Origin of the sequence: Arthrobacter sp. TMP15, assembly GCF_039529835.1 — a bacterium.
Lineage (GTDB): Bacteria > Actinomycetota > Actinomycetes > Actinomycetales > Micrococcaceae > Specibacter.
Genome location: NZ_CP154262.1, coordinates 2,547,881 through 2,574,522 on the forward strand (window position 1 = coordinate 2,547,881; position 26,642 = coordinate 2,574,522).

Below are 26,642 nucleotides of genomic sequence, written 5' to 3' on the forward strand. Positions count from 1 at the left end.
ACTAAACTAAGTGCCGTGACTACGCCATCAAGCTGGGCCCACCCCCGCACATCATTGTTTACGGATCACTACGAGCTGACAATGCTCCAGGCAGCGCTGCACTCGGGTGCGGCGCACCGCCGCAGCGTGTTTGAGGCCTTCGCCAGGCGGCTGCCAGAAGGCCGCAGATACGGTGTTGTAGGCGGAACTGGACGGCTGCTTGAAGGATTGGAACATTTTCGTTTTGGCGCAGAAGAACTAAATTTTCTGGCCCAAAACGAGGTCGTCAACGATGAAACTTTGGCGTGGTTAGCCGATTTTAAGTTCTCCGGGGACGTCTACGGTTATGCAGAGGGCGAACTTTACTTCCCGAATTCCCCCATTTTGTCCATCGAATCATCGTTTGCCGAGGCTTGTATCTTGGAAACCTACGTGCTCTCGATCCTGAACCACGACTCCGCGATCGCCTCCGCCGCCTCACGCATGATTGGTGCTGCCGGCTCACGGCCCTGCATTGAAATGGGTTCGCGACGCACGCATGAAGAGTCTGCCGTAGCCGCCTCGCGGGCCGCCGTCATTGCCGGCTTTCATAGCACCTCAAACCTAGAAGCCGGCCTGCGCTACGGCGTCCTGACCCAGGGCACGGCCGCACATTCCTTCACTCTTCTGCACGATTCCGAGGAAGAGGCCTTCCGCGCCCAACTTGGCTCCATGGGTTCTGGCACCACGCTGCTAGTTGACACCTACGACGTCGAAGCCGCCGTCCGTAAAGCTGTCTCCATTGCCGGTCCCGCCTTGGGAGGAGTGCGCTTGGACTCCGGCGATCTCTTGGCCCAGGCCAGGGACGTGCGGGCTCTGTTGGATTCGCTGGGGAACACAAACACGCGCATCACCGTCACCAGTGATCTTGACGAATATGCCATTGCAGCCCTGGCCGCAGCCCCTGTTGATTCGTACGGGGTTGGGACCTCGCTGGTGACGGGCTCGGGTGCGCCGACAGCCTCAATGGTGTATAAATTGGTATCCCGCGAGGGTGACGACGGAGAGTTCGTTTCAGTAGCGAAGGCAGCAAAGAACAAGTCAAGCGTGGGCGGACGGAAGTACGCTTTACGGCGCCTCAATGGCGCCGGAATCGCCGCCAGCGAAGTTGTTGGCATTGGGCACGTGCCTGAAGGTGACAGCAATGATCGGTTGTTGTTGGAGAAGTTCATGCACCACGGTGAGCTGGTGCCAGGCTGGACCGGGGCCGACGGCGTAGTGCGCGCCACCGCTAGACATAAAGCATCAATGGCAGAAATGCCCGGAGCAGCACGGCGGCTCCAGCGTGGGGAGCCACTGATCCCCACCGAATACGAACAAGACTTGCCCGCACCAAACTAAAAGGAGTACCCCATGGCCAAGGCCCTAATCATTGTTGACGTACAGAACGACTTCTGCGAGGGCGGTTCATTAGCCGTTCCCGGGGGCGCCGATCTTGCCACTGAGATCAGCGAGCTGCTAGAAAACGCCACGGACTTTGACTTCGTTGTAGCCACACAGGACTGGCATATAGACCCGGGCACACACTTCTCTGACACCCCGGATTTTGTGGACAGCTGGCCGGTGCACTGCACTGCCGGTTCACAAGGAGCGGGACTGCACCGCAACCTGGACACAGAAGACATCGATGCCTATTTCCGCAAGGGCAAGTTTGATGCCGCATACTCCGGCTTCGACGGGCTCCTGGCTCCCGAGGACGAAGTTGCGGTGGGAGAACGTGAGGCGCACGAATCCGCTGGGGAGGACACCGAGGCACCCGTGAGTCTGGATGATTGGCTGCGCGAGAACGACGTCGATGACGTTGTGATCGTTGGCATCGCCACCGAACACTGTGTCCGTGCCACAGCAATCGACGCCGTCAATGCCGGCTACAACACCACAGTCCTGCGCGATTACGTCAAAGGTATTTCCGACGAGGCCATCGAAGAAGCATTTGAAGAACTCGAAGACGCTGGTGTTGAGGTCAACTAGCCGCTCCAGGAGCTCAGTAGTCTTCCGCTAACGGCGACGGCGCTGCTGGCGACGGCCCCGGCACTGCTGGCACGGGGGCCGTCATTTTTCCGGCGACTATTTTCGGCCGATAAACCAGTCTTGGAGCTTCTTCAAGCGTGTTTGCAGCTGGGATTCATTGGCTTGGGCCACGGCCGGTCCGCCACAGATGCGCCGCAGTTCGCTGTGCACCATGCCATGTGGCATCCCTGAGCGGGCGCTCCAGGCGGAGACATTCTTAGCTAATTCACCACGCAGGTCCATGAGCATCCGGTGGTCAACCATCGGCGGAGCTTCCGGCTCGGGTACGGTTTTTTTGCTACGGCGTGTTTGTTGGTCGGCTTGGTGTTGTCGCAGCAGGACGCCCATTTGTTCAGCATCAAGTAGGCCAGGGATACCAAGGAAGTCCAGCTCATCCTCACTGCCGATGGCACCGCCTGTGCCGAATTCACCGCCGTCGAACAAGACCCTGTCAAAAGATGCTTGGGATTCTAGTGCCTCAAACTTGAACTTTTCCAAGGTGTCCGAGGCTTTTTCCTCACGGTTGGCCTCGTCCATCTCGGAGTCTTCCTCGATGAATCCGTCCGGATCCTTGTCAGGCCGGTCAAGGGCGTGATCACGCTCAAGCTCCAGTTGGTTGGCCAATGCCATCAAGTTGGGCACAGAGGGCAGGAAGATGGACGCAGTTTCGCCTCTTTTACGCGCACGCACAAAACGGCCCACGGCCTGGGCGAAGAACAGGGGCGTTGCCGTTGATGTCGCATAGACGCCGACGGCCAAACGTGGCACGTCAACACCTTCGGATACCATCCGCACGGCCACCATCCACCGATTCTCTCCCGCTGAGAAAGCGTCGATCTTATCCGATGCCTTGCCATCGTCAGACAAAATCACTGTGGGCGCTTCCCCGGTGATCTTTTTTAGTTGCGTCGCATAAGCGCGGGCGTCCTCATGGTCGGTGGCAATAACCATTCCACCGGCGTCGGGAACGGCCCGGCGAACCTCAGTGAGTCGCTTGTCTGCGGCAGCCAACACCGAGGGTATCCACTCCCCTACCGGGTTCAGCGCAGTACGCCACGCTTGCGAGGTGACATCCTTGGTCACTGCATCGCCAAGAGTGGCAGCCATTTCCTCGCCGGCACTGGTGCGCCAGCGCATCTGTCCGGAATAGGCCATGAACATCACTGGACGGACCACATGGTCCTTGAGCGCTTCGCCATAACCGTACGTGTAATCTGCCTTGGAACGGCGAATCCCATCCCGGTCCTCGGCATATTCCACGAACGGGATGGCGGCTGTATCGGAGCGGAAAGGTGTTCCTGTCAGCGCCAGGCGCCGCATGGCAGGATCAAATGCCTCCCGGATGCCATCACCCCAGGAGAGTGCGTCGCCGCCATGGTGAATTTCATCCAAGATGACAAGGGTTTTAGCGGCCTCGGTTTTGGCCCTGTGCAGAAGGGGTTTACTAGCAACCTGCGCGTACGTGACGGCTACGCCAATAAAACCCTTGCCGTGGCGACCGTCTGCGTTTTTGAAGTTGGGGTCGATGGCGATGCCAACCTTCGCAGCCGCATCGGCCCACTGACGTTTCAGGTGGTCTGTGGGCGTGACGATGGTGACCCTATTAATGGTTCCCCGGGCGATCAGCTGAGTGGCAATATGCAGGGCGAAGGTGGTTTTTCCTGCCCCAGGGGTTGCTACCGCCAGGAAGTCTCTAGGGCTTTCTTGGAAGTATTTTTCCATGGCCTCGGACTGCCAGGCTCTTAGCTTTTGGGCCGTTCCCCACGCAGCACGCTCGGGGTACGCCGGAGGCAGCGACGGGCCACCAAACAAAGTCTCCGTCACGAAAGTTCCGCCATCCAATCACTTCTCTCATACGCACGCACCCCTATCCGGGCACGGTAAATCAACGGCTAATGTGCCGTTACAAGCAAGATTATTGCCCCAAACTATTTCTTGGGGTTCTTCGGGCCCTTGCCCTTACCTTTGCCACCTTCTGGCATCAATCCCTCATAGATGGCCTTGCAGTCAGGGCACACGGGGAACTTTTCGGGATCACGCCCAGGAGTCCAGACCTTGCCGCACAGTGCCACAACCGGGTCACCTGTCAGTGCGGATTCCATGATTTTTTCTTTGCGCACATAGTGCGAGAACCGTTCACTATCTCCTGGTTCAACTTCTTGGCGCAATTCCTCGCGCTCAATGACGGCTGTTGAACCGCCGCTGCGCTCAGGATTTCCCAGCGGGTCATTTTCAAAGGGGTCTGGAGGCAAACTCATAAAACTATTCTAGCGTCATCGCGTTCACGACTCACCGAGGTTCCGATCCTCGGAGCTGTCATTATCTCCAATCTCACGGGGGTTGCGCACAAGGGTTCGCAGAAAGTACGACGCCGGGAGGAGAGTTAAGTGATTAACTCCCCTCCCGGCGTCGTTCCCCAAGTTCTCCCAAACCTCGCAAGCTCAGCCCGGGACCCTCGAACCCGTGGGCCCACCCGGGTTCTCCCAAACCTCGCAAGCTCAGCCCTGGACCCTCGAACCCGTGGGCCCACCCAAGTTCTCCCAAACCTCGCAAGCTCAGCCCGGGACCCTCGAACCCGTGGGCCTAGACGCTCTGCCAGTCTGGCTTATTTTCGTAGGCGTTGCGGTAGCTGGGGGCATCTGCCAACTTAGATGCGGCGGCCTCATCAATAATGACTGTCGCGCGCGGGTGAAACTGCAAAATCGAGGCCGGGCAGGAAGCGGATACGGGGCCCTCAACGAAGTTCCTTACAGCGTCGGCCTTGCCTTCCCCAAAAGCAACAAGAACCAGGTGCCGGGCATCCATAATGGTGCCTAGACCTTGGGTCACCACGTGATGCGGGACTTGGTCGATGTTCTCAAAAAACCGTGCATTGTCCTGGCGAGTCTGTTCTGCCAAGGTTTTGATGCGGGTGCGCGAAGCCAGCGAAGACCCAGGCTCGTTAAAACCGATGTGACCGTTGGTGCCAACGCCCAGAATCTGCAGGTCAATCCCGCCAGCCGCAGCAATGGCATCTTCGTATTGCTTACACGCACTATCAATATCTGCCCCAGCACCATCAGGGCCATGGACGTTAATCGCCGCAACGTCCACACGGTTGGTGAACTCACGCCTGATCACCTCTCGGTAAGACTCAAAGTGTCCCACGGGCAGGCCCACATACTCATCTAGGGCAAAGCCCCGCGTTTGAGTGAAGTTTAGACCCTCTTCATCGTGACGTCGGGCCAGCTCGTCGTAGATCGGCAGCGGAGAGGAACCGGTGGCCAGGCCAATGACGGCATTGGGCTTAGTGCGCACCAGTGACTCGATGGCGTCAGCCGCCAAGGCCCCAATTTCTTTCCTGCTTGGGAGGATAATGACCTCCATGAAACACGCTTCCCTTCGCGGCACACCTGTGCCTGTGCAGTTCTCAAGTATCGCTCATTAATTGCTTCAATCTTAGCTTTTACCCAGCGTCTTCCACTAACGGTCGAGAGAAACAGCAAGTAACAACTCCGGTGCACGCCTGTTGTAGATACCGGCGCCTTGGCGAATCCCGAGAATAAGGAGGATGGCGCCCAGCACGATTCCGACCAGCAACGTCACCCAGGCCAGGAACACCTGACCCGTTACAACTGCCACGATGGCGAGTATCAGTTCAGGCAGTACCAACAAGCCCAGGCCGCCAAATCCGGCCAGTTGTATCAACGCGGTGGATAAGCCGTTACCAGGTCGGCTCTTCAAGGGGCTCTCCCCAGGCAGTGGTGCATTCATGGTGAAACGAGCCGAAAAAACACTTGACAGTCCCAACCCTGATCCCACAACACCGATCACTAACCCAAGAGTTGCCAGCAACTGAACAAAGTCCTGGACCACAATGGCTCCAACAACTGCATACAAAACGCCCAACGGAAGCGCCAACACGGCAGCTGCAATGACGCGTCCAGTGCGGTCCGTTCGGCCGTCCACACCTGCCGCTATGTGAAGGGCGAATGCTGTGTTGTCATAGGAGATGTCCGAGCTGATGGACCAAACCACCAAAAATGCCGCTAACGCTCCACCGAACCCTAGAGCCACCCCAATAGTGTTTCCTGCCCCTGTCTGCGAACCGGCAAAAACGAAAACCAACGGCACCAGCGGGGCAATAAGCAAGCCGGCGCTATAACGGGGATCCCGGAACCAGTAAGTAAGGCAGCGGGCGGCAACCGCCCCTGTAGGAGTAGCCGGGAACCAACCAAAAAAGCCCAACTTGCCGTTCCCGCGTCGCGTTCCACCAGAGTAAGCCGGAGTCACCAGGGCTCGCGCGAGGCAGACTTTCCACACCCAGATAAGAACGGCAATGGTTGCCATGGCTATCAAGAACTTCAGTGCAGCCGGACCAAAGTGACCCTGAGCCGCTTCCGCTGGTACCGCCCAAATAGCACCCAGCGGCGTCCAAGAAACACTGTTGGCCAGTGCCGGCAGATACTCACGAAGGTCACTGATGCCTATGGCCATGTTAGAAATGATGGGGCCAAGGAACATCAAGGGGACAAGGACCACGATCCCGCTGATGTCCTTGAAACGCCGGCTTGAGGCCAAGCTAGCGCTAGCAGCCGTAATGGCGCGTGAGGCTGCAATGCACGTAATTGCGCCAAGCACACCGCATAGCAGCGCAAGCGGCACAACGGCCGGGTGACCCCACCAGGACGCTGCGGTGCCAATAGAGGCAAGCAAAGTGATCAGCCCCGGCACGCCAATAAAACTCGAGACCAGCAATCCGGCCAGCATGGACTTCATCGGGATGGCATAGGTGGTGAAACGTGCTGGATCGAGGGTCATATCCAAACCAGCAGCTACCACAGGGATAATCAGCCAACCAAGAATCAACGCAGCGCCGGCCAAAACAATCACCGTGCCGATGGCCTCTGGTGAGTTCGAGCCCAGAGCTGCCAGCCCAACGATTACCAAGCCCAGGACGCCGAGCCCGTACAAACCGCCCAGAATCAAGCCCACCAATTGCCATGGGCTGCGCTTGAGAGAGTTGCGCAAAAGTGCCAGTTTAAGTTTTACGAGCTGCGCAACCATGACAACCCTGCACTCTCATGACGTCCGCCAACCAGCTCAACAAACTTCTCTTCCAGACTTTGACTGCCGCGAACGGCGTCCACTGTGCCGGCAGCCAAAACTCTACCGTTTGCAATAACTGCAACGTGATCGCACATACGCTGGACCAGGTCCATGACGTGGCTGGAGACAATGACCGTACCGCCGGAGGTGACGTAGTCATGCAAAAGATCGCGAATGTTCGCGGCGGAAACCGGGTCCACAGATTCAAACGGTTCATCCAAAACGAGCAGTCTCGGCGCATGGATTAGCGCTGCCGCGAGAGCAATTTTTTTGGTCATACCGGCTGAATAGTCAACCACTAAGGTTCCCGCGTCCTTGCTCAGGTCCAGTGCCGCTAAAAGGTCCTTCACACGCGAAGCAACAGTGTCTTTATCCATGCCACGTAGCAAACCCGCGTAGCTCACCAGCTGCTCGCCGCTCAGGCGGTCAAAAAGACGCACCCCATCGGGCAGCAGACCCATGAGTCGCTTGGCATCCAGCGGATGCTGCCACACATCCACCCCGTGGACACACACTTGCCCGGAGTCGGGGCGCAACAAGCCTGTGGCCATAGATAGTGCCGTTGTCTTGCCTGCACCGTTGGGTCCCACAAGTCCGTAGAAGGAACCTGCCGGAACATCCAGGTCAATGTTATCCACGGCGATTTTAGGACCAAATCGTTTAGTTAGTCCACGGATAGACAGGGCTGGCGGGCGTCCCTCAGTTGGCGTTTGTGCAAAAGAGTTGTTCATGGTTCAAACCCTAGCAACCGGGGTTGGTCTTACGACTCATCTAAAAGGACGAGATTGCCAGGCCCGGTGCGCTAAAGCGCTGTGCCCTAGAACAAGGCGCGCGCCAAAGCCTGGCGGGATACGGAAACCCGAGGGTCGCTGACACCAACAATTTCGTACAGCTCCAGTAAGCGGACTCTGACAGTGTCACGTTCGGGACCAAAATGCGTACTAATATACTTCACCAAACGAGCCAGCGCATCTTCAACATGCCCACCTATAACATCTAGATCGGCCACGGTCAGGAGGGCCTCAAGGTCGTCCTGATCAGCTGCTGCCCGAGTTCGGAATTCTTCGGCTTGGACAACGTTGATTTCAGCGGTACGAGTCATCAGGTGAACCTGGGCAAGCCCAATCTTGGCAGCCGAGTCATTGGGCATTTCCGCGAGGGCCTTCTCGTAGCTCGACTGTGCCAGCGCCAAATCACCGGCATCAATAGCATCCCGGGCAGCCTGATGTAGTGGAGGTAGCGGCGGTTCTTCCTCCTCGGCGGCTGGTTCCGCAGGGGCACCCAGCGTGCCTGTGACACCGTTGCTGGCAGCCACCTTCAGTAATTCGGTGAAGAACTCACGAATTTGTTCCTCTGGCAGCTCGCCCTCGAACATCGGGACAGGCTGGCCATTAATCAGTGCAATGACAGTAGGTACGGCCGTGATGCCGAATGCTTGGGCGATCTGAGGGCTGGAATCCACATCCACCCGCCCCAGAGCAAGCTTGCCGCCGTACTCAGTGATGAGTGGTTCAAGCAGCGAATTAACCTGAGCCGACTGCTGGGACCGCCCTGAACCCAATGAGACAACCACGGGGACTTTCTGGGACAACTGAACAAACTCCTGAAAACTTTGTTCGTTGACATCAACAGCGTAGGGCGAGCCACCAGTACGCGCTCCCGCTTGGGTGGCTGTGGCCCGGTTCTTCAAGGCTGAAAGATCGACGGCACCGCGAAGATTGATCCCTGGCGCGGCGTTGGACGGCATGGGGCTGTTTTGACTCATGAACTCACTCTAACTGTGCCAGCCCACGACGTTTCGATTTCTCGCCGCGGGTGAAACTTTAGGATGTCGGTTTCGGTAGGACTTATATCCGGGAGACTATTTGAACGCTCCGCTGACAAGGTTGCGGGTGGCAGAAAGAACTGTGATCTTTCCATCCCCGGCGGCGGGCGGGATGTACATAACAACGGGTTCGGCGTAGTTGAGGTTGAATCCCTTAGTGGTTTCCCTACCACCGGTAAATACCGCAGCATCCTCCCCCACTGTCAGTGTGGCTTCAGCCTTGCTCGTTGCATCAATACCAAAGGTGTAACCAACCACCACCATGGCACCGCCGTCGGCAGTTCGCATGGAAACAACTGTGTCCTTGTTTGCCTTGTGGCTAAACACGTAGCTGGCATCCTTGGCGTCCGCAGCTACCTTCTTCTGCAGATCAAAGACGTTGGTGAGGTAGACATTCTCGGTGAAAGAATCCTTGAATTTACTGTCTTCGTTTGTCAACCGGTCGCTCAAGGCCGTGATGGCAGCCTCAGGACTCATCTTCAAACCTTCAGAGGAGTCAAGCGTTACTACCTTGGTTCCTTCTTTATCAACGGTGGGGAAAGTCTGGCCAGGCAGCAATGGCGTGGCCTTGGTCAGCTTGTAGTTTTCCCGCGGGCTTTCTTGAACCAGTGTCAACAACTGCGGCAGGGTATTATTTTCGCCCTGTGTGACAAACATTGCTGATCTGGGCCACGTTTCAGTGGTGGTGACCACCTTGGCTAACAGCTTCGTTGCGTTGACCGGTTCAACAGCAGGTTGCTTCTCAACTGAGGCGCGAATCTTGTAGTTGGCGGTGCGGACTTCCAACGCCATCCCTGCCACACGAGATTGAAGCTCCTGTGCATTCTTAGCGTTGTCCCCGGAGGCAACTACAGTAGCCACCGACTCGGCGATGCGCTGAACCTGGCTGTCAACTAAGTTGGGGAACCCCGCAGTGGAAGATTCCTCCGTGGCTGTGGGGCTAGGTGACGGCGACGGAGTGCTGGCGTCATCAGCCACGGCTGGGCTAACGCTTCCCGCTAGCAGAACGGTTGCCACCATGGCCCCCCAACGCGCTTTCATAGTGAGGGGTTTCTTCACGCGCTGGAGCTCCCGCGCTGGTGTATCAGCACGGATTTTAGCAGGAGGCAGAACCTGGAACTCAGATTTGTCTCCTTCTTCAACCGTGTCATTGGCAGGGCTTTGTTTATTGGCCTGTTTTTTACCCGGCTTCTTGGCTGCTTTTGCGTTCCGCCCAGAGGCAGATTTGGGCGCTGGGCCTACTCCTCCTGAGCCGGAAGGAGAGTCTGAATCATTCTTCGAACCGGAGTTGGAGTCTGAATCCGATTCCGTGATGTGGGTTATGTCAGATATTTCAGTAGTGCCTGTTTCAACACTGCCCTCGTCTGTAGATGCGTATGAGTTTGAATCATCCGAGCTCACGGATGGCTCAGAGTTGGAGCTGTCCTCGGGTGCTGGATTCACGGTATTTTCCGTATCCTGGTTTGCAGGATCGGCCTCCACGCCTCGCAATGATGCGGGCAGCGACGCTGTTGCGTCCCCAGCGGCAGCTGCTTTCGCCGCAGTCTCTGAATCAGCTGAGCTATCTGAAACTAAGGGCCCTGATTCGGCCCGCTGGGCTTGCGCAATAGTGGTCTTGGCTTGAGCGGCACTGCGAGCCGCTACAATTTTGTCAACTTCCAGCGCACCAGTGGCGGGGTCCGTTGCGGCTCGCCCGGCCGAGCGGCGTCCGACGCCAACTTCGGCGGCCCTGGGCTTTCGGGGGGCCACAAGGAACAGCAGAGCTGCCAACGCAAGCAGGATAGATCCAAGGATGATCAGCGGAATCGCCCACGGGGTTCCGGTCTCGTTATCAGCGGTTATTGAAATATCTGTCGGCGCAGGTGCTGTTCCGTCAGTTGAGAGCAACAACGCCCAATCACCACGGCCCGGCGACTGCCACGTGTAGTTCAACTCACCAGTAGCCTTTTCCTCAGTGACCCACATGTCCGAACCACTTGGATTGGGCACTTTCTCAACACCTCCGGTGCTCTCAGCGGTCAACGAGGTGAAGTCCTCGTTGGCAGCACCAATGCTGGTGTGTGCGGCGTCGCCAAGCCAACCGGCGATGTCATCTACGCGACCAACGGCCAGCTGGATGGGGCCGTCGTTTTTCACGGTCAAGGTGAACCGGCCATCCCGGGTCTTGAGTAACTCGGGTCCAATAACTGTCAAAGGCGCTGCCTTCACATCGGAGGAAACCGAGGCCGTAAGAGTGGCAGGCGGGAGCCAAATGGTGCGCTGACCTATGCCAGTACCCAACACCAAAAGGCCAAGAATAGCCATGACGATTGCAATTTTAAAACGCAAGAACTTACCTATCATCGACGGATCACTGCTGCGGTCGTTATTTCAAGGGTAACCGAACCGTTATACATAGAGCATTTTCCTTTGATATTTATCACGTTCCACAACCCGTGGCTCTCCTCCTCTGAGCCTCTGCGCTGATAATGTCTACTGACAATTGAGCATTGCAGGCAGCTATCCTCATCTCCCCTGAACCGAAGGCAATAACAGTGAGTACCACCCCTGATCCGAGCGCCGCAGATTCCGCCCCGGAGAGCACCCCCGTTCCACCCGCAGCCCAGACTGGATCCGCGGAGAAACAGGATGCCCAGGCCGACGGCGGTAACTCCTCCTCGACCTTTACCCTCGAGAATTCTGGCAGAGAACACCCTAAGTCTGCCCGTGCCACCGCCGAGCCTGTAGCTGCGGCAGCCGCATCCGAACAGGACTTCCGGGTGGCTGAGCCCAAGGGCTGGCGAGCATGGGTGCTCAAGAAAGTTACCCAACCATTGCCGGGCGCACATCCACGGGTCCGCTTTGACTTACCGGTTGATCCCACCGGAAGCGCTAAAGATGCAGCTGAAACAACTGCTGATGCGGCCTCAACGGCAAGCATGTTCCGTCACCCCATCTATTTTGGTTTCATGGGCACTGTAGGTGTTGGAATCGCCCTGTTCTTGAGCTACATGCTCGCCAACACGGAGTCTTTGTTGCTATGGATCGTGACGGCCTTGTTCATTGCGTTGGGGTTGGATCCTGTGGTTCGCTGGCTGGAGAGACGCAAGGTACCGCGGCCGCTGGGAATAGTCTTGGTGCTCCTGGCTCTGTTGGGATTGGTGGCTACTTTCTTCGCCACACTCATCCCGACGATTGTTGAGCAAACCACCCAGATTGTTACTAAGGCACCAACGTGGATCAAGGACTTCCTTGACTCTGATTTTTTCAAGCAAATTGATGGTCAATACCGTGTAATTGACACAGTCAATGAGCAAGTAGCCAAGTTCTTTCAGGATGCCCAGGCAGTTGGCGGTATCTTTGGCGGTGTACTAGGAGTTGGCAGCACCATTGCAAACGGCCTTTTTGGCACCCTAATTGTCCTGGTGCTGAGTCTGTACTTCCTGGCTTCACTGCCTGCCATCAAAAAATGGGGCTACCGTCTTGCACCGCGTTCACGTCGGGTCCGTGTTGAAGAGCTCAGCGAACAAATCACCCGAGGCGTGGGCAACTACGTCATTGGTCAGGTCTGCGTAGCGGCACTGAATGCAACAGTAGCTTTTATTCTCATGACTATTTTGGATGTCCCGTTCAGTGTGCTTTTGACATTTCTTGTGGCTTTATTGGCGTTCATCCCGTTGGTTGGTGGCATGCTTGCTGCGGTTGTTGTCATTGCTGTGAGCCTGACTGCCGGCTGGCAGACGGCCCTGATCTACGCGATCGCTTACTTGGCGTACCTGCAGTTTGAGGCTTACTTTGTTTCGCCTCGCATCATGCAAAAGGCTGTCGCCGTCCCTGGCGCAGTCGCCGTGATTTCCGTGATCGCAGGTGGCAGCCTCTTGGGCGTTCTTGGTGCACTCATTGCCATCCCAACCGCAGCAGCAGTCATGCTTTTGGTGAAGGAAGTGTTCATCTCAAGGCAAGATAAAAATTAGGCAGGCAGCGTTGCTACGGGGCCATTCCATTCCACAGGTAGCTCAACTGTCGCTCCCAACACGGTGGAGCAAATCTCGTTGAGAGCCCGTGCAGCATACTTCTCCCCCACCCAAAGATGCTTGGCGCCTGCTACTGCAACTAGGTGTGCCTGTGGCACAAGGGAGAAACGCTCAGTGGCCGCCTCCGGTTGCAGGTAATCATCAAATTCGGGTACTAGGACACTCAATGGTTTGCCGCTGGCAGCCCACGCGTGGAGGTCCACTTCCCCAGCCCTGTGCAACGGCGGTGAGAGCAAAACGGCGCCTTCTATGTGCTCCGCTACCGACGGTAAAACTCCATATTTAAGCACCAGTTCGGTGCCGAAGGACCAGCCCACTAGCCAGCGGTTGGGCAGGCCTTGATCAATGGCAAATTGTACGGCTGCTTCCAGATCCATACGCTCGCCAATACCCTCGTCAAAGGAGCCTTCGCTGGTGCCCCGAGGCGAGGATGTGCCACGGGTGTTGAACCGTAGCACTGCTATTCCCGCCAACGCCGGCAGCCTGTAAGAGGCTTTCTTGTATACGTGTGAGTCCATGAAACCGCCGTGTGTGGGCAGCGGGTGGAGGGTGATCAATGTCGCCATCACTACGCCGTCGGCTGGTATCGCCAGTTCACCCACCAGCAAGAGGCCGTCCTCGGTCCTGAGCTCAATGTTCTCCCGAGTGGCGGGCAAGATGGTGGAAGCGCGGACTGCAACGGGCGAGCCGGAGTCAACGTAATCAAAAGTTGCGGGATCAAAAACCATGACTTCTACCCTACCGGCCTGGGGCCTCGAGCTCCGCGAAGCTAAGTTATCTGTACCTATAGCTTCGTCCACGCCAGCAATTAGTGTGCCAGTGCCTGCGGTCTCGCAAGCCTGCCTCCGCCCCAAACATGGCGTCCTCCTGCCACACAACCAAATGTGCAACACCCGGTAAAACTTGGTGGTGGCAGCCGGGGCACGTATAGGCCTTCTGCGCGTTCCCCACACTGATGGCGCGCACAGCCCAGACACCGTCAGGGGCCGTTTCAGTGGCCGGTATACCCATTCTGACCCGGTTCAGATCAAATTCTTCCTCTTCATTGGGACTCAACGCCGGGTTGGTGCTCCGTCGTGAAGATGTACGACGGCGGCGGGGCTGGTTCGAGCGGGGCATGTTTCCATTGTGCCGCACGGGGGCCGGCTTCGCGTTTGCTTTCTATGGTGCGGCGAGGTGCGCCGCATACGTGGTTTCCGTCCACCACTGGCCGTGACACCACTGTCACCCTCCCAACGGCTAGAGTGGAGGGCGTGCGTTTAGTGATTGCAAAGTGCTCCGTCGACTACGTCGGACGCCTCAAAGCCCATCTTCCCCTCGCCGTCCGGCTTCTAGTGCTCAAAGCCGACGGTTCAGTTCTTGTGCATTCAGACGGCGGCTCATACAAGCCGTTGAACTGGATGAGCCCACCTGCCACGCTGCGCACAGTCAGTCCGGAGGACACCGATCTTGAAGAAGGCGTCCTTGATCAGTGGATAGTGCAGTCAAGCAAGACTGACGACCGCTTGATCATCAACATTTATGAGCACATCAGCGATTCAAGCCACGATTTGGGGACCGACCCGGGTTTGATCAAGGACGGCGTAGAAGCGGATCTGCAGCGTCTGCTGGCCGAACAGATCGAGCTCCTGGGCGCGGGTTTTACGCTCATTCGACGCGAATATTTCACTGCCATCGGCCCGGTGGACATACTTGCTCGCGACGCTACTGGCGGAACTGTCGCCATCGAGCTCAAGCGGCGCGGTGACATTGACGGCGTCGAACAACTCACACGCTATCTGGAACTGCTCAACAGGAACCCACTGTTAGCACCTGTGCGTGGAATATTCGCCGCCCAACAAATCAAACCTCAGGCTAAAACGCTGGCCACTGACAGAGGTATAGAGTGTAAAACCCTCGATTACGACGCAATGCGCGGCGTGGATGACAGCGCCTCACGGCTGTTCTAACCAACCTGGCCCCAGCTTGACTAGACTTGAGGCATGACTGCTCCGAACCCTGCACCAGTATCCACAAAATACATGATCCAAGGCGCTGTCGTCACCGACGACGGCATCGTTGAAGGCGGCTTGGTGGCCGTCGAAGGTGACAGGATTGTGTATGCCGGACGTGCCGACCATTTTGATGAGCCTGGCTTTGGCCAAACCGATATGGACGCGGCGAACATTGTCTCGTTGCCTGCCGGTCAGCTAGTCCTGCCTGGTCTGATCGATGTCCATAACCATGGCGGCAATGGCGGAGACTTCCCCAGTGCGGACGAGGCCTCAGCCCGTAAAGCAGTGGATTTCCTGCACCGCGCAGGAACCACCACATTGCTTGCAAGCATGGTCACGGCAGCCCCCGAAAATCTTCTCAAAGGGATTGGCATCTACGCCAAAATGACGGCTGAAGGTCTGCTGGCCGGCATCCACCTCGAGGGCCCCTTCCTCTCTCATGCACGTTGCGGGGCGCAGAATCCGGCTTTCCTTCTTGATCCTGACATGGCACTGATGTCCACACTGATCGAGGCCGGCCGTGGTGCCATCACCACCATGACGTACGCTCCGGAGTTGGCCGGTGCTGCCGACCTGGTGGACCTGCTGACACGGCATGGCATCACCCCTTCAGTGGGTCACACAAACGCCGACACGGCCACCACCACCGAATCCTTGGAGCAGGCCCTTGAAGGGCTGGATTCCACTGGTTTCGATAGCGTTTCCGGACGGCCCACAGTCACCCACCTCTTCAACGGCATGCCGCCCATGCACCACCGTTCACCTGGCCCCGTGGCCGCGTGCTTGGGCGCCGCCAGTGCCGGGAACGCCGCCGTCGAACTCGTTGCTGATAACACCCACCTGCACCCGGACACAGTGAAAATGGTCTTTGGCGTTGTGGGCGCGGCCAATATTTTACTTGTCACGGACTCCATGGCCGCGGCAGGACTTGCCGATGGCCAATACATGCTGGGGCCCTCCCCCGTCACAGTCTCCAACGGTGTGGCAACACTTGATGCCACGGGCTCCATCGCCGGCGGCACAGCAACATTACTTGACGTTGTTAGACGCACCACAGCATCCGGTGTGGCGTTCACAGATGCCCTGATGTCCGCCACAACTGTTCCGGCAGCAGTGTTGGGCCTGACCGATGAGGTGGGTGCGCTGCGGCGTGGACTGCGTGCCGATGTGCTTATTGTTGATGCTGAGTTGGAACTCCAGCACGTCATGCGTGCTGGAGAGTGGCTGAGCTAACCCGGCTCTGATGGTACCGCGAGTTGCCACATATGGTGCCCAAAAATACGTTTTGGACACCATATGTGGCAACTGGCGGGTTCCAAGCGCGCAAGATCGGGACGCCCGTGGAGGATTATGACTTCCGCAGCAACTTTGCCAACGACCGCACAGACATATTGGGCATATAGGCCTCCCCCACAGCCCGGCCAATGCTCGGCAGTGACAACGGGTCCTGATACATCAAGTACAGGGGTCTGTGGCGTGGTTTGAAGCGCTGCTTGAAGTTTGCCAGTGAAGAAAAACCGTAAACAGGTTCCAAAGTGCGGGCAAGCAGAACCAGTATCCGGGCCAAATTGCCGTTTTCTTCCCCTTCGCCCGCCACGTTGCTTGCCAGCGGTGAGCCAGAGAGCGAAATGTACTCCACGGTCGCGGCAAAATGACGCACAGCTTGGGCAATCAGATATTCCATCACGCCGTTGAAAGCTCCGGAATTCCGACGCATGAAATCAAGGGTCCAGCTCACCACTTCTCCCTGATCAAACACAGGGAGCCAGCTCGTCACGGCATGGATCCGTCCTGAGTCATCGATGGCAAGACAAAGCTGGACGTTTTCATTCTTCAGTTCTTCAAGTCCGCCCAAAGTGAAGCCAAGTTCTGGCAGGGCTTGGCCGCTGACCCAGTCCTCCGAGATTTCATGGACCTGGGTACGTTGTCCCGTGGAGAGCTCTGCATAGTTACACCATTGTGCCGTGACGCCCAGCTTTGTTGCTTTATTCAAGGCGGTGCGGACGTTTTGCCAATCTTTGCCTTTGAAGTCCATACTCCGCACATCAAGAAGTGTCTCGGCAGCCACCTGAATCCGCCGGAATCCGCGCTGACCCAGCAGTTCAACGGCCGCGCCCGTCACCGAATAAAAGCAGGGTGTCAGTGACTCCTCGGCACAAAATTCAAGGAAATCATCCACTGCCTCTGAATACTGATCGGCGGCTCCCACTGGCCCGCCCACTGTAACGGCGACGCCACTGTGCGGCTGGTAAGCCACACAGGCTGTCCCTGCGTCATTGAACCAATATTGATTGTTCGGCCACAGCGTCATCCAAGACAGCGAATCTCCTCCCCTGCGCACAAGCTCCTGCGCGCGCTGAGCATCATCAGCACCGCTGCGCAAGCGCCGGCTAAGAAACAAAACAAAGATGCTCACAGCGCTCAGCAGCCACAGCACTGGCCCACCAAAACTGAATAGAAGCTCAGAGAAGAATCCATGCGGATAAACGTTGGCCGCGTAGCTAAAAGGAAACGGATAGGGCAGTATTATGCGCGGAATCCCAGCCACCAAGGCCGCAATCCCCATACGGTTGCCCAGATTTCCTTCGGCCAACCACGCAACGCTGTAGAGCACAATCACGGCTAGCAGCAGCAGGGGCAGGAAAATCAATGACCGTCTGCGCAGTGCAGGATCGGGATCCACCCGGAAATACCTCCGGAAAACTACCAAGGCTAGGGCTATAAGCACCGGCACCAGCACCACCGGCAAGAGCTCCCACACCGATTCATTGATGCTCAGGCTGCGGTGCCCGCGCCGCAACGGCAGGCCTAGCCCGGCAAAGACCTGGAAATAGATGGCTGAGACTAGTCCAATTACCAGGTGCAGATACACTGCTGCCCATAATGCCAAACGGTTCCCGCGTCGCAGGCCTTCGGCACACACAAGCAACAACAGCATCGGCATCAACGCCAGAATATGGCCACCGGATCCCAGCAGACCCATGTTACGAACCATCCCATGGCAGCTGCCTTGCCATTGTGCCAGCGTAGGATCCTGATTGGTGATCCAGGTGCGCATCACAGCGAGAGGCCCCACGGCTACATGCGCCACAGCAGCCGCGATGGGACCGATTGCGAACACCGCAACCACCATTGCCAAGATTGTTCGCACTTCTTGGCTTGTTGATCGTCTGGCGAATCCGTGACTTGTTGCCTTGACAAACAGCAGCCCCAGAGCAAGCCCAGTCAAGGATGCAAGTAAAATATATACGTGCTGGGCATGGCCCACATACACACTGAGCATCAGCGCCGTTGCCACAGTTAGTACTCGCACACGGCGTCTCCACAGCAGACTGATGGCCTGGCTGGCTGCCATCAGGGTCCCTGCTGAGGCTGCAAACGGCCCCAAGAGTGTTGCTTGTTCCATCCCTGCAGGCAGGTCCACCGCATCCATGCTGCCCAGCGCAATAATGAGTGTATAGAGCACGACGGCGGCAATTTGCGTTGCGCTGAACAGCACTGCTGTGCGCAGGGTGCCTAAGGTAGCTTCTGCCAGTCCCAAGACCGTGCCTAGAACAGCCACGCTAAGGAGCATCGCGGCCGTGCTGGAGCTAAGAAACAAGGTAGTGAACATGTTCCACCAGTGGCTGCTGAAAAGATCAGCGGACTGGTAACCCCAGGTACCGGCCACAGGGCTGGGCAGACGGTGCAGGAATGCACCTGAAACGAAGTGGGCAAACACTACTGCAACGATTAAACCTGAGCTAAAGGGCGTGCCTCCGATCCAGGTCGCCGTTGCTCTGGCTAGAGAGGCGATGGCTCCCGGGGCCACAGCAGCGGCGGTGCTGCTAGCACTCGATGGGTCCCGAATGGTCACGGCAGGCCCATTCTTTCAAAAATAAACGCCAGTCCCTCAGGTAAGCCCTCGTTGACCACAGTCCATGAGTGCCCACCAGGAAAGAGCGCACTGTCAGTTCGCATCCCTGCTTTGCGGGTGGCGTTTAGAAGTACCAACACATTCGCAGAATACACAGCATCCTGGCTTCCAGAAGCAAACCAGCCGGCAATCTCTGGATACTTTTTTATAGAGAGCAGGGTCAGCGGCACCAAAGCATCAAAAGCCGCAGTGTCACCATGAAAGGCACGGTTGATTGTCACCGAACGGTTCACGGCCAGAGCGGGCTCACGTTCTGGGGAGAAGGCCATGAAAGAACGGAAAATATCCGGATGCCGGGTCACCATCTGCATGGCACACGTGCCACCGAAAGAGAAACCCCCCACAGCCCAATGGGCAGGGTTGGTGTCGGCATCCAGATGGGTCTTAATCCACTCAGGGACATCTTTGGACATGTAAGTATCGGCTTGGCCAAGCGTTGAATCCATACACATGGTGTTTGCCTGTTCCCCGCCATTGGGGTCAGGGATCACCACCAAGGGAGTCAATCCTTCATGTGCCATGGCATAGACGTCCAGCTCACGAATTAGCTCGGAGGACTGCAGCCACGATTCCGGCGAGCCCGGCTGCCCGCTGACAAGAACCAGCACTGGCAGAACAGGCCTGTTCGCGGATGCGTAAGCCGGCGGCAAATACACAAGAGCGTTGCGAGCCTTGAAACCGGAGATGGTGCCGGGAATAGCTGTTGAAAGCACAGTCCCTGAAGTTGCCAACCCTGCAGGAGCCCTCCACCGCTGGGACACCGCGTTGTCCATAAAACGCGAACTGAGAATATGTTGCAAAGCAGGCGCAGGTGCCGCCGATAACTGCGTATGAACACCCAATAGTCTGCCAACTGTAGGGTACTGGCCAAAGATGGCATTGACCTGTAAGCCGCTAGAGGCAAGGACAACCACAGTGGCAAGAATGGCCACCCCTCGACGCCAGGGCGAGATCCGCTGACGGGAAACTGGTGCGGTGGAAGCGTCACGGGCGGGGGATTTCTGTCCTCTTCGACGACGACGCAGGCCGCCGAACGCCGTCGCACTCCCCAATGCCACGGCCCAGATCATCAACGCAACAGTGTTAACAACGGCCGAGGGCAAGTCCTCCGGCCACCAGTAAAAGGCGTGGATCACGGCCCAGCAGGCGAGCGTACTGATGAGGAAAGCGCCAATGGCAGATGCCACCGCAAACAGCCACCAGCGAACGGAACGTCGTAGGAGCAGGAAGACTAAAGAAGCCACACACATTATCCCAAAAATGCTGGGCAGGGGGCCATTGATCAGGCTAAGGTTTTGGATCCAGTTCACTTCGTTGCCGCACTTTTAGGAGGGATATCTGCCGAAAGAAAGCGGCAGCAAAGTGATGCTAACGGCATTTGCTGGCAATCAGCTGAGCGTTATCGCCATGTGCCCACGCCAGTGTGCGGACCAGCCTCAAGCCAGGAAGATAAGCCGGCGTAGGCGCCGAATTTCATCGCTAACAGCACTTCTTTTCCCTCATAAGAAAGCACCACGATGACAACTTCGGGAGGCACACGCGTTAGTTCACTCTCGCTGGGCTCGCGGCGCCCAATCAACACAATCTTGCTGCGTTGCATGGTTCGGGCAGGTATAGGGCTTAACGAAAGGAGCCGGACCCATTCAAGGACCGACTCCTGATAACGACAAACCCCCATCGCCCAGCGATTACTCGCAGTGGAAATGGAGGCGTCTACTGTGCCCAGGGCACGCCGCAACATGAGGCGGCGCACCCCGAACAGGCACAGCATTAGAACAACTAGCAGGAATGCTCCAGCCAGTATGATGAACGGAATACCAAGTTCGTTCATCAATGGATAGCTAGCGAATACCAGAGCCAGAAGTTGCGCTGTCTTTCAACTGCGCATTGTCGGCCACAATCACTACCCGGTTCTCATCAACCGAGAAGAATCCGCCGTCCACTTCAACGAAGAAGCGGGGGCCTTCCACGGGTGCGATCTCCAGCAAGCCCGGCGCCAAAACCGCGAGCAAAGGGGTGTGACCGGGCAAAATGCCGATCTCGCCCTCGCTGGTAAAACCCTTGACCAGGGTCGCCGCACCCGAGAACACAGCGTGGTCGGCCGCTACGATTTCAACTTCGAGGTTAGCCATGTTTACTTAGTCGATTCCTGGATTGCGGCCCACTGACGCTCAACATCATCCATGCCGCCGATGTTGAAGAACGCCTGCTCAGCGATGTGGTCCACGTCGCCGTCGCAGATGGCAGTGAAGCCCTCAATGGTGTCAGCGATGGAAACCGTTGAGCCGTCAACGCCGGTGAACTGCTTGGCGGTGTAGGTGTTCTGCGAGAGGAACTGCTGGATGCGTCGAGCACGCGATACAACGATCTTGTCCTCTTCGCCGAGCTCGTCAATTCCAAGGATCGCAATGATGTCCTGGAGTTCCTTGTTCTTCTGTAGGATCTGCTTGACGCGCACCGCAGTGTTGTAGTGTGCGTGACCGACGTACTGCGGGTCAAGGATACGTGATGTGGAGGTCAACGGATCAATGGCCGGGTACAGTCCACGAGAAGCAATTTCACGGGAAAGTTCCGTGGTTGCATCCAGGTGGGCGAAGGTCGCCGCGGGAGCCGGGTCGGTGTAGTCATCAGCAGGGACATAAACTGCCTGCATGGACGTGATCGAGTGGCCCTTGGTCGAGGTGATGCGCTCCTGCAGGAGGCCCATCTCATCGGCCAGGTTTGGCTGGTAACCAACAGCAGAAGGCATGCGCCCCAGCAGTGTGGAAACCTCTGAACCGGCCTGTGTGAAACGGAAGATGTTGTCGATGAAGAGCAACACGTCCTGGTTCTGCACATCGCGGAAGTACTCAGCCATGGTCAGAGCTGACAGAGCTACGCGCAGACGCGTTCCCGGCGGCTCATCCATCTGGCCGAAGACTAGCGCAGTGTCCTTAAGAACACCGGCTTCTTCCATTTCAACCCAAAGGTCGTTACCTTCTCGTGTTCGCTCACCAACACCGGCGAATACCGAGGTACCACCGAAGTTACGTGCAACACGGGTGATCATTTCCTGGATCAAAACGGTCTTACCGACACCGGCACCACCGAACAATCCGATCTTTCCACCCTTGATGTACGGGGTGAGCAAGTCAATGGACTTGATACCAGTCTCAAGCATTTCCGTGGAACCCTCGAGGCTGGCAAAAGCCGGGGGCTTGCGGTGGATAGGCCACCGCTCGGAGATGTTCAGTTCAGACTCGTGCACGTCCAGGGGTTCGCCCAGAACGTTGAAGATGTGACCCTTGACGCCGTCGCCAACGGGCACGGTGATGGGGGCACCCAAGTCCTGCACGCTGGTACCACGGACAAGTCCGTCGGTGGCCTGCAAGGAAATGGCACGCACGAGACCGTCGCCAAGGTGCTGGCTGGTTTCGAAGGTGATGGTTTTGGTCTGACCATTGAGAGTGATCTCAGTGGTCAGCGCATTGTAAATGGCGGGAATGCCGTCTGCCGGGAATTCGACGTCGACAACCGGGCCGATGACGCGCGCGATGCGGCCTGTGGCACCGGCCTTCGCAGCGGTTCCCTGCTCGTTAAGTTGGGCAGTCATCTCTCTCACTTCACTTGTGTGGATGCATTGAATAAGTATGTTTCGGGCTACTAGGAGGCGTTGAGCGCGTCAGCGCCAGCAACAATCTCGGAGAGTTCCTGCGTAATTTCAGCCTGTCGGGCGTTGTTACGAAGTCGCGTGTACTTCTTGATCAGGTCGCTGGCGTTATCACCGGCGGACTTCATCGCCCGCTGGCGTGCGGCAAGCTCGGAAGCTGCCGCCTGCAAAAGTGCCGCGAAGATTCGTGACTCAATGTACCGTGGCAACAAGGCGTCAAGGACGTCTTCCGGCTGCGGTTCGAACTCATACAGCGGAAGTAACTCGGATGAAGATTCAACTTCTTCCTCAACAATTTCCAGCGGTAGCAATCGAATTACTGTCGGTTCCTGAACAACCATTGATTTGAATGCGGTGTAAACGACATGGATCTCATCGACGCCACCTTCTTCAAAATCTGTTGCAAAGTCCTCTAGCAAGGCCACGCGTAGTTCACGTGCAGTTTCAAAATCCGGTGCATCAGTTCCACCGGTCCACACCTTGGCGTAGTCGCGGCCACGGAAGTCAAAGTACGCCTGAGCCTTGCGGCCGACCAAATAGGTCGAGACGTCCTTGCCTTCTCCGTGCAACAACTCGATTAGGTGCTCTGCCTGCTTCAAAACGCTGGCGGAGTAGGAACCGGCAAGACCACGATCAGAAGTCATCACCAATACCGCGGCCCGACGAATCTCTTTGGGCTCGGTGGTTAGCGGGTGGTCGACCTCGGATTGGGACGCAACGGCAGAAACGGCACGGGTAATCGCATTGGAGTACGGCAATGAAGCCGTGACACGTACACGTGCCTTTCCAATGCGGGACGCAGCGATAAGTTCCATCGCCTTGAAGATCTTTTGCATCGACGTGGTCGAAGCGATCTTCTGGCGGTAAACCCGTATCTGGGCTCCCATGTTTGTCCTTTCCTTATCCTTGTTTGGGCTGCTGGCACCAAGGTGCCAGCAGCCCTAGTCAGGGATGGTGTCAGCGTTTCTGCTTGACGATCTTTTCCTGGTCAACGTCCTCGGCGGCAAGAGCACCGAACTCCTCATGGCCGGCGCCAACCAACTGGTCGTCACCCTGCCCGAAGAAGCCCTTCTTGAAGGCGTCAATATTGGACTTGAGCGCATCTACGGTCGAAGGTTCCAGCAGGTTGGTTTCAGCCAACGTGGTCAGAATCGACGTGTTGTGACGCAGGTGCTCGAGGAACTCGGTTTCAAAGCGGAGAACATCCTCCACCGGGACCGTGTCCAAGTAGCCATTGGTGCCCATCCAGATCGAGACGACCTGGTTCTCAACCGGGAACGGTGCGTATTGTCCCTGTTTGAGCAGTTCCATCAAACGCGCTCCGCGAGTCAGCTGCTGCTTTGTAGCGGCATCCAAATCGGAGGCGAACATGGCGAACGCCTGCATGTCACGGTACTGAGCCAGTTCCAGCTTCAAAGTACCGGCAACCTTCTTCATGGCCTTTACCTGTGCCGCGCCACCAACACGCGATACAGATACACCCACGTCAACAGCGGGACGCTGGTTGGCGTTGAAGAGGTCTGACTGCAAGAAGATCTGACCATCGGTAATGGAGATAACGTTGGTGGGAATGTACGCCGAAACGTCATTCGCCTTGGTTTCAATGATCGGCAGACCGGTCATTGAACCTGCGCCGAGCTCGTCAGAGAGCTTGGCACAACGTTCCAGAAGGCGGGAGTGCAAGTAGAACACGTCACCGGGGTAAGCCTCGCGGCCCGGCGGGCGACGCAGCAGCAGTGAGACTGCGCGGTAAGCTTCCGCCTGCTTGGACAAGTCATCAAACACGATCAGAACGTGCTTGCCGCTGTACATCCAGTGCTGGCCAATGGCCGAACCGGCGTACGGTGCCAAGTACTTGAAACCAGCCGGGTCAGAAGCCGGAGAAGCCACGATGGTGGTGTACTCGAGAGCTCCGTGATCGGCCAAGGTCTGGCGAACTGCTGCGATCGTCGATGCTTTCTGCCCGATCGCTACGTAAACGCAACGAACCTGCTTCTTCACGTCCCCTGAAGCCCAGTTGGCCTTCTGGTTGATGATGGCGTCAACGGCCAGTGCGGTCTTACCCGTCTGGCGGTCACCAATGATCAGCTGACGCTGGCCACGGCCGATCGGAATCATGGCGTCGATGGCCTTCATACCGGTCTGCAGCGGCTCGTGAACCGACTTGCGCTCGGTAACGCCGGGTGCCTGAAGTTCCAGAGCTCGACGGCCTTCGGATTCGATCTCGCCCAGGTCATCAATCGGCTGACCCAAGGGATCAACGACGCGGCCTAGGAAGTTATCGCCAACCGGTACGGAGAGAATCTCCCCTGTGCGGTGGACTTGCTGGCCCTCGGCGATGCCAGTGAAGTCGCCAAGAACAACCACACCAATCTCGCGAGTGTCCAAGTTCTGGGCCAAGCCCAGTGTGCCGTCTTCGAATCGAAGCAGCTCGTTGGCCATGACAGAGGGAAGACCCTCTACCTTGGCAATGCCGTCACTTGCCGTGGTGACCCGGCCAACCTCGACGCGTTCCGCGTTGCCCGGTTCATAGGACGCTGCGAACTCATTCAAGGCATTGCGGACGTCGTCGGCATTGATGGTCAAGTCGGCCATCTGCAGTCCCTGCTCTCCTAAGTTGTGGATACCGCCGCGTAAATAGTTGCTGCGGTAGCCTAAATGTTTGATTCAGTCTGTTGTGGACTGGCAGCTAAGAAACGTAAGTTACTTAGACTGCCAACCGGCGGCGAAGATCAGCCAGTCGCGTGGCTGAGGTTGCGTCAACAACCTCGTCCCCCACAACAACCTTGATTCCGCCGACCAACGTCGGGTCAATATTGACATTGATCTTCAAATCGCGACCGTAGAGATTGTTCAATCCGGCCTGCAAACGGCTCAACTGCTCTGCGCTCAGGTCACGGGTGACACTGACGTAGGCAATCCAGCGTTGCTGGCGTTTGGCAACCAATTCCACGAAACGTTGCACCAAGGCCGTTGACTTGAGCCCCCGAGGGGAAGTTGCGGCCTGGTGGATCAACAGCGTGGAGACGTCGCTGGCCCCAGGAACAACCTTGTGCGCCAAAACGCCCTTGGCAGAGTTCGAGGCCTGTGCATCGTCAAAGGCACGCTGCAGTTCATGACTGGATTCAACAACTCGGATAAACGAGAAGAGTTCCTCTTCAAGCCTGTCCAGGTTGGCAGAACCGCCACCTTGACCTTCGGCAACCGCGATCGCCGATGTTGCAGCCAAGACTTCCAGTGCATCGCCCAGGTCACGTGCAGTGCTCCACCGCGCGGCAACCAGTTCCAGAAACACAACCTGTGCCTCTGCACTGACTTTGCCCGCAATGAGCTTGGTGGCCAAAACTGCTTTGTCCGCACTCTTTCGAGTGGGATCGGTCAAAGCGCGACGCAGGCCGGCGTTGCTGTCCAGAAGCTCCAATATTGAAAAGAGATCCTGAGCCAACACGATCGACGCAGTGGCGAGCTTAGGTTCCAACGACTCCAAAGCCGCTGCCAATGACTTGCTTGATACACCTGCCATTACTTCGATGCACCCGCGTTCGACTGATTTTCCAGATCGGCCAGGAAGCGCTCAACCACACGGTTGGAACGCGCATCATCGTTAAGGGCTTCCCCAACGATTTTGCTGGCAAGCGATGTAGCCAATGTGCCAACCTCATTGCGGAGGGAGTTCACTGCGGCAACGCGCTCGGCTTCGATCTGAACTTGAGCCTGGGCGGTGATGCGTGCAGATTCCTCTGCAGCTTTCGCCTTCAGGTCTGCCAAAATCTGGGCGCCTTCTGAACGGGCGGTCTCACGGATGCCATTGGCTTCCGTACGAGCATCCATCAGCTGAGCTTTGTACTGCTCCAAGAGGGCGTTAGCTTCAGCCTGAGCCTCTTCTGCCTTCTCGATCCCACCTTCAATGGCCTCTACACGATCCGTGTATGACTTCTCGAAGCTGGGTGCAATGAATTTCTTCACCACAAAGAGCAGGACAGCGAAGGCTACAGCCGTGACTAGAACTTCCCACCAGTTTGGCAGGAGCGGGTTAGCACCCTCACTAGCGAGGATTACTGCTGCGGTAACCATTTCTCACTTATCCTTTATCTGATATACGTCCATGAAAATTTCAGTCCTGGAAAGA

General features: G+C 57.1%; 23 protein-coding genes. 5 read left to right on the forward strand and 18 right to left on the reverse strand.

Going from position 1 to position 26,642, the window contains the following annotated elements; genetic code table 11:
* The first annotated feature begins 15 nt into the window (after window positions 1–15).
* Together AAFM46_RS11390 and AAFM46_RS11395 are read left to right on the forward strand one after the other, a co-directional pair.
* Complete coding sequence (locus AAFM46_RS11390; protein WP_283528154.1) at window positions 16–1,359, forward strand: nicotinate phosphoribosyltransferase; 1,344 nt, start codon at window positions 16–18, stop codon at window positions 1,357–1,359.
* Between the two features lie 12 nt (window positions 1,360–1,371).
* Window positions 1,372–1,989, forward strand: a complete 618-nt coding sequence (locus AAFM46_RS11395) for an isochorismatase family protein (RefSeq protein WP_283528157.1) — start codon at window positions 1,372–1,374, stop codon at window positions 1,987–1,989.
* 96 nt (window positions 1,990–2,085) lie between these two features.
* On the opposite strand, the gene AAFM46_RS11400 is transcribed toward AAFM46_RS11395, so the two are convergent.
* The 7 genes from AAFM46_RS11400 to AAFM46_RS11430 form a co-directional block, all read right to left on the reverse strand.
* Window positions 2,086–3,852: a DEAD/DEAH box helicase gene (locus tag AAFM46_RS11400; protein WP_283528158.1), complete on the reverse strand. Its 1,767-nt coding sequence runs from the start codon at window positions 3,850–3,852 to the stop codon at window positions 2,086–2,088.
* Window positions 3,853–3,956: 104 nt separating this feature from the next.
* Complete coding sequence (locus AAFM46_RS11405) at window positions 3,957–4,286, reverse strand: DUF3039 domain-containing protein (protein ID WP_283528160.1); 330 nt, start codon at window positions 4,284–4,286, stop codon at window positions 3,957–3,959.
* Window positions 4,287–4,611: 325 nt separating this feature from the next.
* Window positions 4,612–5,394: a glucosamine-6-phosphate deaminase gene (gene nagB, locus AAFM46_RS11410; RefSeq protein ID WP_343317887.1), complete on the reverse strand. Its 783-nt coding sequence runs from the start codon at window positions 5,392–5,394 to the stop codon at window positions 4,612–4,614.
* 96 nt (window positions 5,395–5,490) lie between these two features.
* Window positions 5,491–7,074, reverse strand: a complete 1,584-nt coding sequence (locus tag AAFM46_RS11415; RefSeq protein WP_343317888.1) for a transporter — start codon at window positions 7,072–7,074, stop codon at window positions 5,491–5,493.
* The gene (locus AAFM46_RS11420; RefSeq protein ID WP_343317889.1) at window positions 7,056–7,847 is read right to left on the reverse strand and encodes an ABC transporter ATP-binding protein; all 792 of its coding nucleotides are present in this window, start codon (window positions 7,845–7,847) and stop codon (window positions 7,056–7,058) included. Before AAFM46_RS11420 ends, AAFM46_RS11415 begins: the two co-directional genes overlap by 19 nt.
* 86 nt (window positions 7,848–7,933) lie before the next feature.
* The gene (locus tag AAFM46_RS11425) at window positions 7,934–8,881 is read right to left on the reverse strand and encodes a tetratricopeptide repeat protein (protein ID WP_343317890.1); all 948 of its coding nucleotides are present in this window, start codon (window positions 8,879–8,881) and stop codon (window positions 7,934–7,936) included.
* Between the two features lie 96 nt (window positions 8,882–8,977).
* Window positions 8,978–11,269: a hypothetical protein gene (locus tag AAFM46_RS11430; RefSeq protein ID WP_343317891.1), complete on the reverse strand. Its 2,292-nt coding sequence runs from the start codon at window positions 11,267–11,269 to the stop codon at window positions 8,978–8,980.
* Between the two features lie 431 nt (window positions 11,270–11,700).
* Between AAFM46_RS11430 and AAFM46_RS11435 the strand changes: the two genes are divergently transcribed.
* On the forward strand, window positions 11,701–12,894 hold the full coding sequence (locus AAFM46_RS11435) for an AI-2E family transporter (RefSeq protein ID WP_343320438.1): 1,194 nt from the start codon (window positions 11,701–11,703) through the stop codon (window positions 12,892–12,894).
* On the opposite strand, the gene AAFM46_RS11440 is transcribed toward AAFM46_RS11435, so the two are convergent.
* Both AAFM46_RS11440 and AAFM46_RS11445 read right to left on the reverse strand, forming a co-directional pair.
* The gene (locus AAFM46_RS11440) at window positions 12,891–13,682 is read right to left on the reverse strand and encodes an alpha/beta hydrolase (protein WP_343317893.1); all 792 of its coding nucleotides are present in this window, start codon (window positions 13,680–13,682) and stop codon (window positions 12,891–12,893) included. The genes AAFM46_RS11435 and AAFM46_RS11440 overlap by 4 nt on opposite strands.
* A gap of 46 nt (window positions 13,683–13,728) precedes the next feature.
* Window positions 13,729–14,073 (reverse strand): ATP/GTP-binding protein, encoded by a 345-nt coding sequence (locus AAFM46_RS11445; protein WP_283528175.1) that lies wholly within the window; start codon window positions 14,071–14,073, stop codon window positions 13,729–13,731.
* A gap of 134 nt (window positions 14,074–14,207) precedes the next feature.
* Between AAFM46_RS11445 and nucS the strand changes: the two genes are divergently transcribed.
* Window positions 14,208–14,903 carry an endonuclease NucS gene (nucS, locus tag AAFM46_RS11450; RefSeq protein WP_343317895.1) on the forward strand — a complete coding sequence of 232 codons (696 nt, stop codon included), beginning with the start codon at window positions 14,208–14,210 and terminating at the stop codon, window positions 14,901–14,903.
* A gap of 33 nt (window positions 14,904–14,936) precedes the next feature.
* Window positions 14,937–16,181, forward strand: coding sequence for an amidohydrolase family protein (locus tag AAFM46_RS11455; protein WP_343317897.1), 1,245 nt, complete (start codon window positions 14,937–14,939; stop codon window positions 16,179–16,181).
* A 115-nt stretch (window positions 16,182–16,296) separates the two neighbouring features.
* Here AAFM46_RS11455 and AAFM46_RS11460 read toward each other — a convergent pair whose 3' ends face one another.
* The 9 genes from AAFM46_RS11460 to AAFM46_RS11500 form a co-directional block, all read right to left on the reverse strand.
* A complete protein-coding gene (locus tag AAFM46_RS11460; RefSeq protein WP_343317898.1) occupies window positions 16,297–18,804 on the reverse strand; it encodes a DUF2156 domain-containing protein in 2,508 nt (835 codons plus the stop codon).
* The gene (locus AAFM46_RS11465; protein WP_343317900.1) at window positions 18,801–20,108 is read right to left on the reverse strand and encodes an alpha/beta hydrolase-fold protein; all 1,308 of its coding nucleotides are present in this window, start codon (window positions 20,106–20,108) and stop codon (window positions 18,801–18,803) included. Before AAFM46_RS11465 ends, AAFM46_RS11460 begins: the two co-directional genes overlap by 4 nt.
* A 155-nt stretch (window positions 20,109–20,263) precedes the next feature.
* On the reverse strand, window positions 20,264–20,695 hold the full coding sequence (locus AAFM46_RS11470; protein ID WP_283528186.1) for a DUF2550 domain-containing protein: 432 nt from the start codon (window positions 20,693–20,695) through the stop codon (window positions 20,264–20,266).
* A gap of 10 nt (window positions 20,696–20,705) precedes the next feature.
* Complete coding sequence (locus AAFM46_RS11475) at window positions 20,706–20,996, reverse strand: F0F1 ATP synthase subunit epsilon (RefSeq protein ID WP_283528188.1); 291 nt, start codon at window positions 20,994–20,996, stop codon at window positions 20,706–20,708.
* A gap of 2 nt (window positions 20,997–20,998) precedes the next feature.
* Entirely contained in the window at window positions 20,999–22,456 is a 1,458-nt protein-coding gene (atpD, locus tag AAFM46_RS11480; protein ID WP_283528190.1) for a F0F1 ATP synthase subunit beta, read from the reverse strand.
* A 50-nt stretch (window positions 22,457–22,506) separates the two neighbouring features.
* The gene (locus AAFM46_RS11485) at window positions 22,507–23,400 is read right to left on the reverse strand and encodes a F0F1 ATP synthase subunit gamma (protein WP_283528193.1); all 894 of its coding nucleotides are present in this window, start codon (window positions 23,398–23,400) and stop codon (window positions 22,507–22,509) included.
* Window positions 23,401–23,470: 70 nt separating this feature from the next.
* Window positions 23,471–25,108 carry a F0F1 ATP synthase subunit alpha gene (gene atpA, locus AAFM46_RS11490; protein WP_283528195.1) on the reverse strand — a complete coding sequence of 546 codons (1,638 nt, stop codon included), beginning with the start codon at window positions 25,106–25,108 and terminating at the stop codon, window positions 23,471–23,473.
* A gap of 112 nt (window positions 25,109–25,220) precedes the next feature.
* The gene (locus tag AAFM46_RS11495; RefSeq protein ID WP_283528198.1) at window positions 25,221–26,036 is read right to left on the reverse strand and encodes a F0F1 ATP synthase subunit delta; all 816 of its coding nucleotides are present in this window, start codon (window positions 26,034–26,036) and stop codon (window positions 25,221–25,223) included.
* Window positions 26,036–26,587, reverse strand: coding sequence for a F0F1 ATP synthase subunit B (locus AAFM46_RS11500; RefSeq protein WP_283528200.1), 552 nt, complete (start codon window positions 26,585–26,587; stop codon window positions 26,036–26,038). The genes AAFM46_RS11495 and AAFM46_RS11500 overlap by 1 nt, the downstream gene beginning before the upstream one ends.
* Window positions 26,588–26,642 lie beyond the last annotated feature (55 nt).

What these genes read in the sequence shown, in the direction of transcription:
- AAFM46_RS11395 (WP_283528157.1), top strand. Translation starts at nt 1,372, where the DNA reads ATGGCCAAGGCCCTAATCATTGTTGACGTACAGAACGACTTCTGCGAG.
- AAFM46_RS11405 (WP_283528160.1), bottom strand. Translation starts at nt 4,286, where the DNA reads ATGAGTTTGCCTCCAGACCCCTTTGAAAATGACCCGCTGGGAAATCCT.
- nagB (WP_343317887.1), bottom strand. Translation starts at nt 5,394, where the DNA reads ATGGAGGTCATTATCCTCCCAAGCAGGAAAGAAATTGGGGCCTTGGCG.
- AAFM46_RS11415 (WP_343317888.1), bottom strand. Translation starts at nt 7,074, where the DNA reads ATGGTTGCGCAGCTCGTAAAACTTAAACTGGCACTTTTGCGCAACTCT.
- AAFM46_RS11420 (WP_343317889.1), bottom strand. Translation starts at nt 7,847, where the DNA reads ATGAACAACTCTTTTGCACAAACGCCAACTGAGGGACGCCCGCCAGCC.
- AAFM46_RS11425 (WP_343317890.1), bottom strand. Translation starts at nt 8,881, where the DNA reads ATGAGTCAAAACAGCCCCATGCCGTCCAACGCCGCGCCAGGGATCAAT.
- AAFM46_RS11440 (WP_343317893.1), bottom strand. Translation starts at nt 13,682, where the DNA reads ATGGTTTTTGATCCCGCAACTTTTGATTACGTTGACTCCGGCTCGCCC.
- AAFM46_RS11445 (WP_283528175.1), bottom strand. Translation starts at nt 14,073, where the DNA reads ATGCCCCGCTCGAACCAGCCCCGCCGCCGTCGTACATCTTCACGACGG.
- AAFM46_RS11455 (WP_343317897.1), top strand. Translation starts at nt 14,937, where the DNA reads ATGACTGCTCCGAACCCTGCACCAGTATCCACAAAATACATGATCCAA.
- AAFM46_RS11470 (WP_283528186.1), bottom strand. Translation starts at nt 20,695, where the DNA reads ATGAACGAACTTGGTATTCCGTTCATCATACTGGCTGGAGCATTCCTG.
- AAFM46_RS11475 (WP_283528188.1), bottom strand. Translation starts at nt 20,996, where the DNA reads ATGGCTAACCTCGAAGTTGAAATCGTAGCGGCCGACCACGCTGTGTTC.
- atpD (WP_283528190.1), bottom strand. Translation starts at nt 22,456, where the DNA reads ATGACTGCCCAACTTAACGAGCAGGGAACCGCTGCGAAGGCCGGTGCC.
- AAFM46_RS11485 (WP_283528193.1), bottom strand. Translation starts at nt 23,400, where the DNA reads ATGGGAGCCCAGATACGGGTTTACCGCCAGAAGATCGCTTCGACCACG.
- atpA (WP_283528195.1), bottom strand. Translation starts at nt 25,108, where the DNA reads ATGGCCGACTTGACCATCAATGCCGACGACGTCCGCAATGCCTTGAAT.
- AAFM46_RS11495 (WP_283528198.1), bottom strand. Translation starts at nt 26,036, where the DNA reads ATGGCAGGTGTATCAAGCAAGTCATTGGCAGCGGCTTTGGAGTCGTTG.
- AAFM46_RS11500 (WP_283528200.1), bottom strand. Translation starts at nt 26,587, where the DNA reads ATGGTTACCGCAGCAGTAATCCTCGCTAGTGAGGGTGCTAACCCGCTC.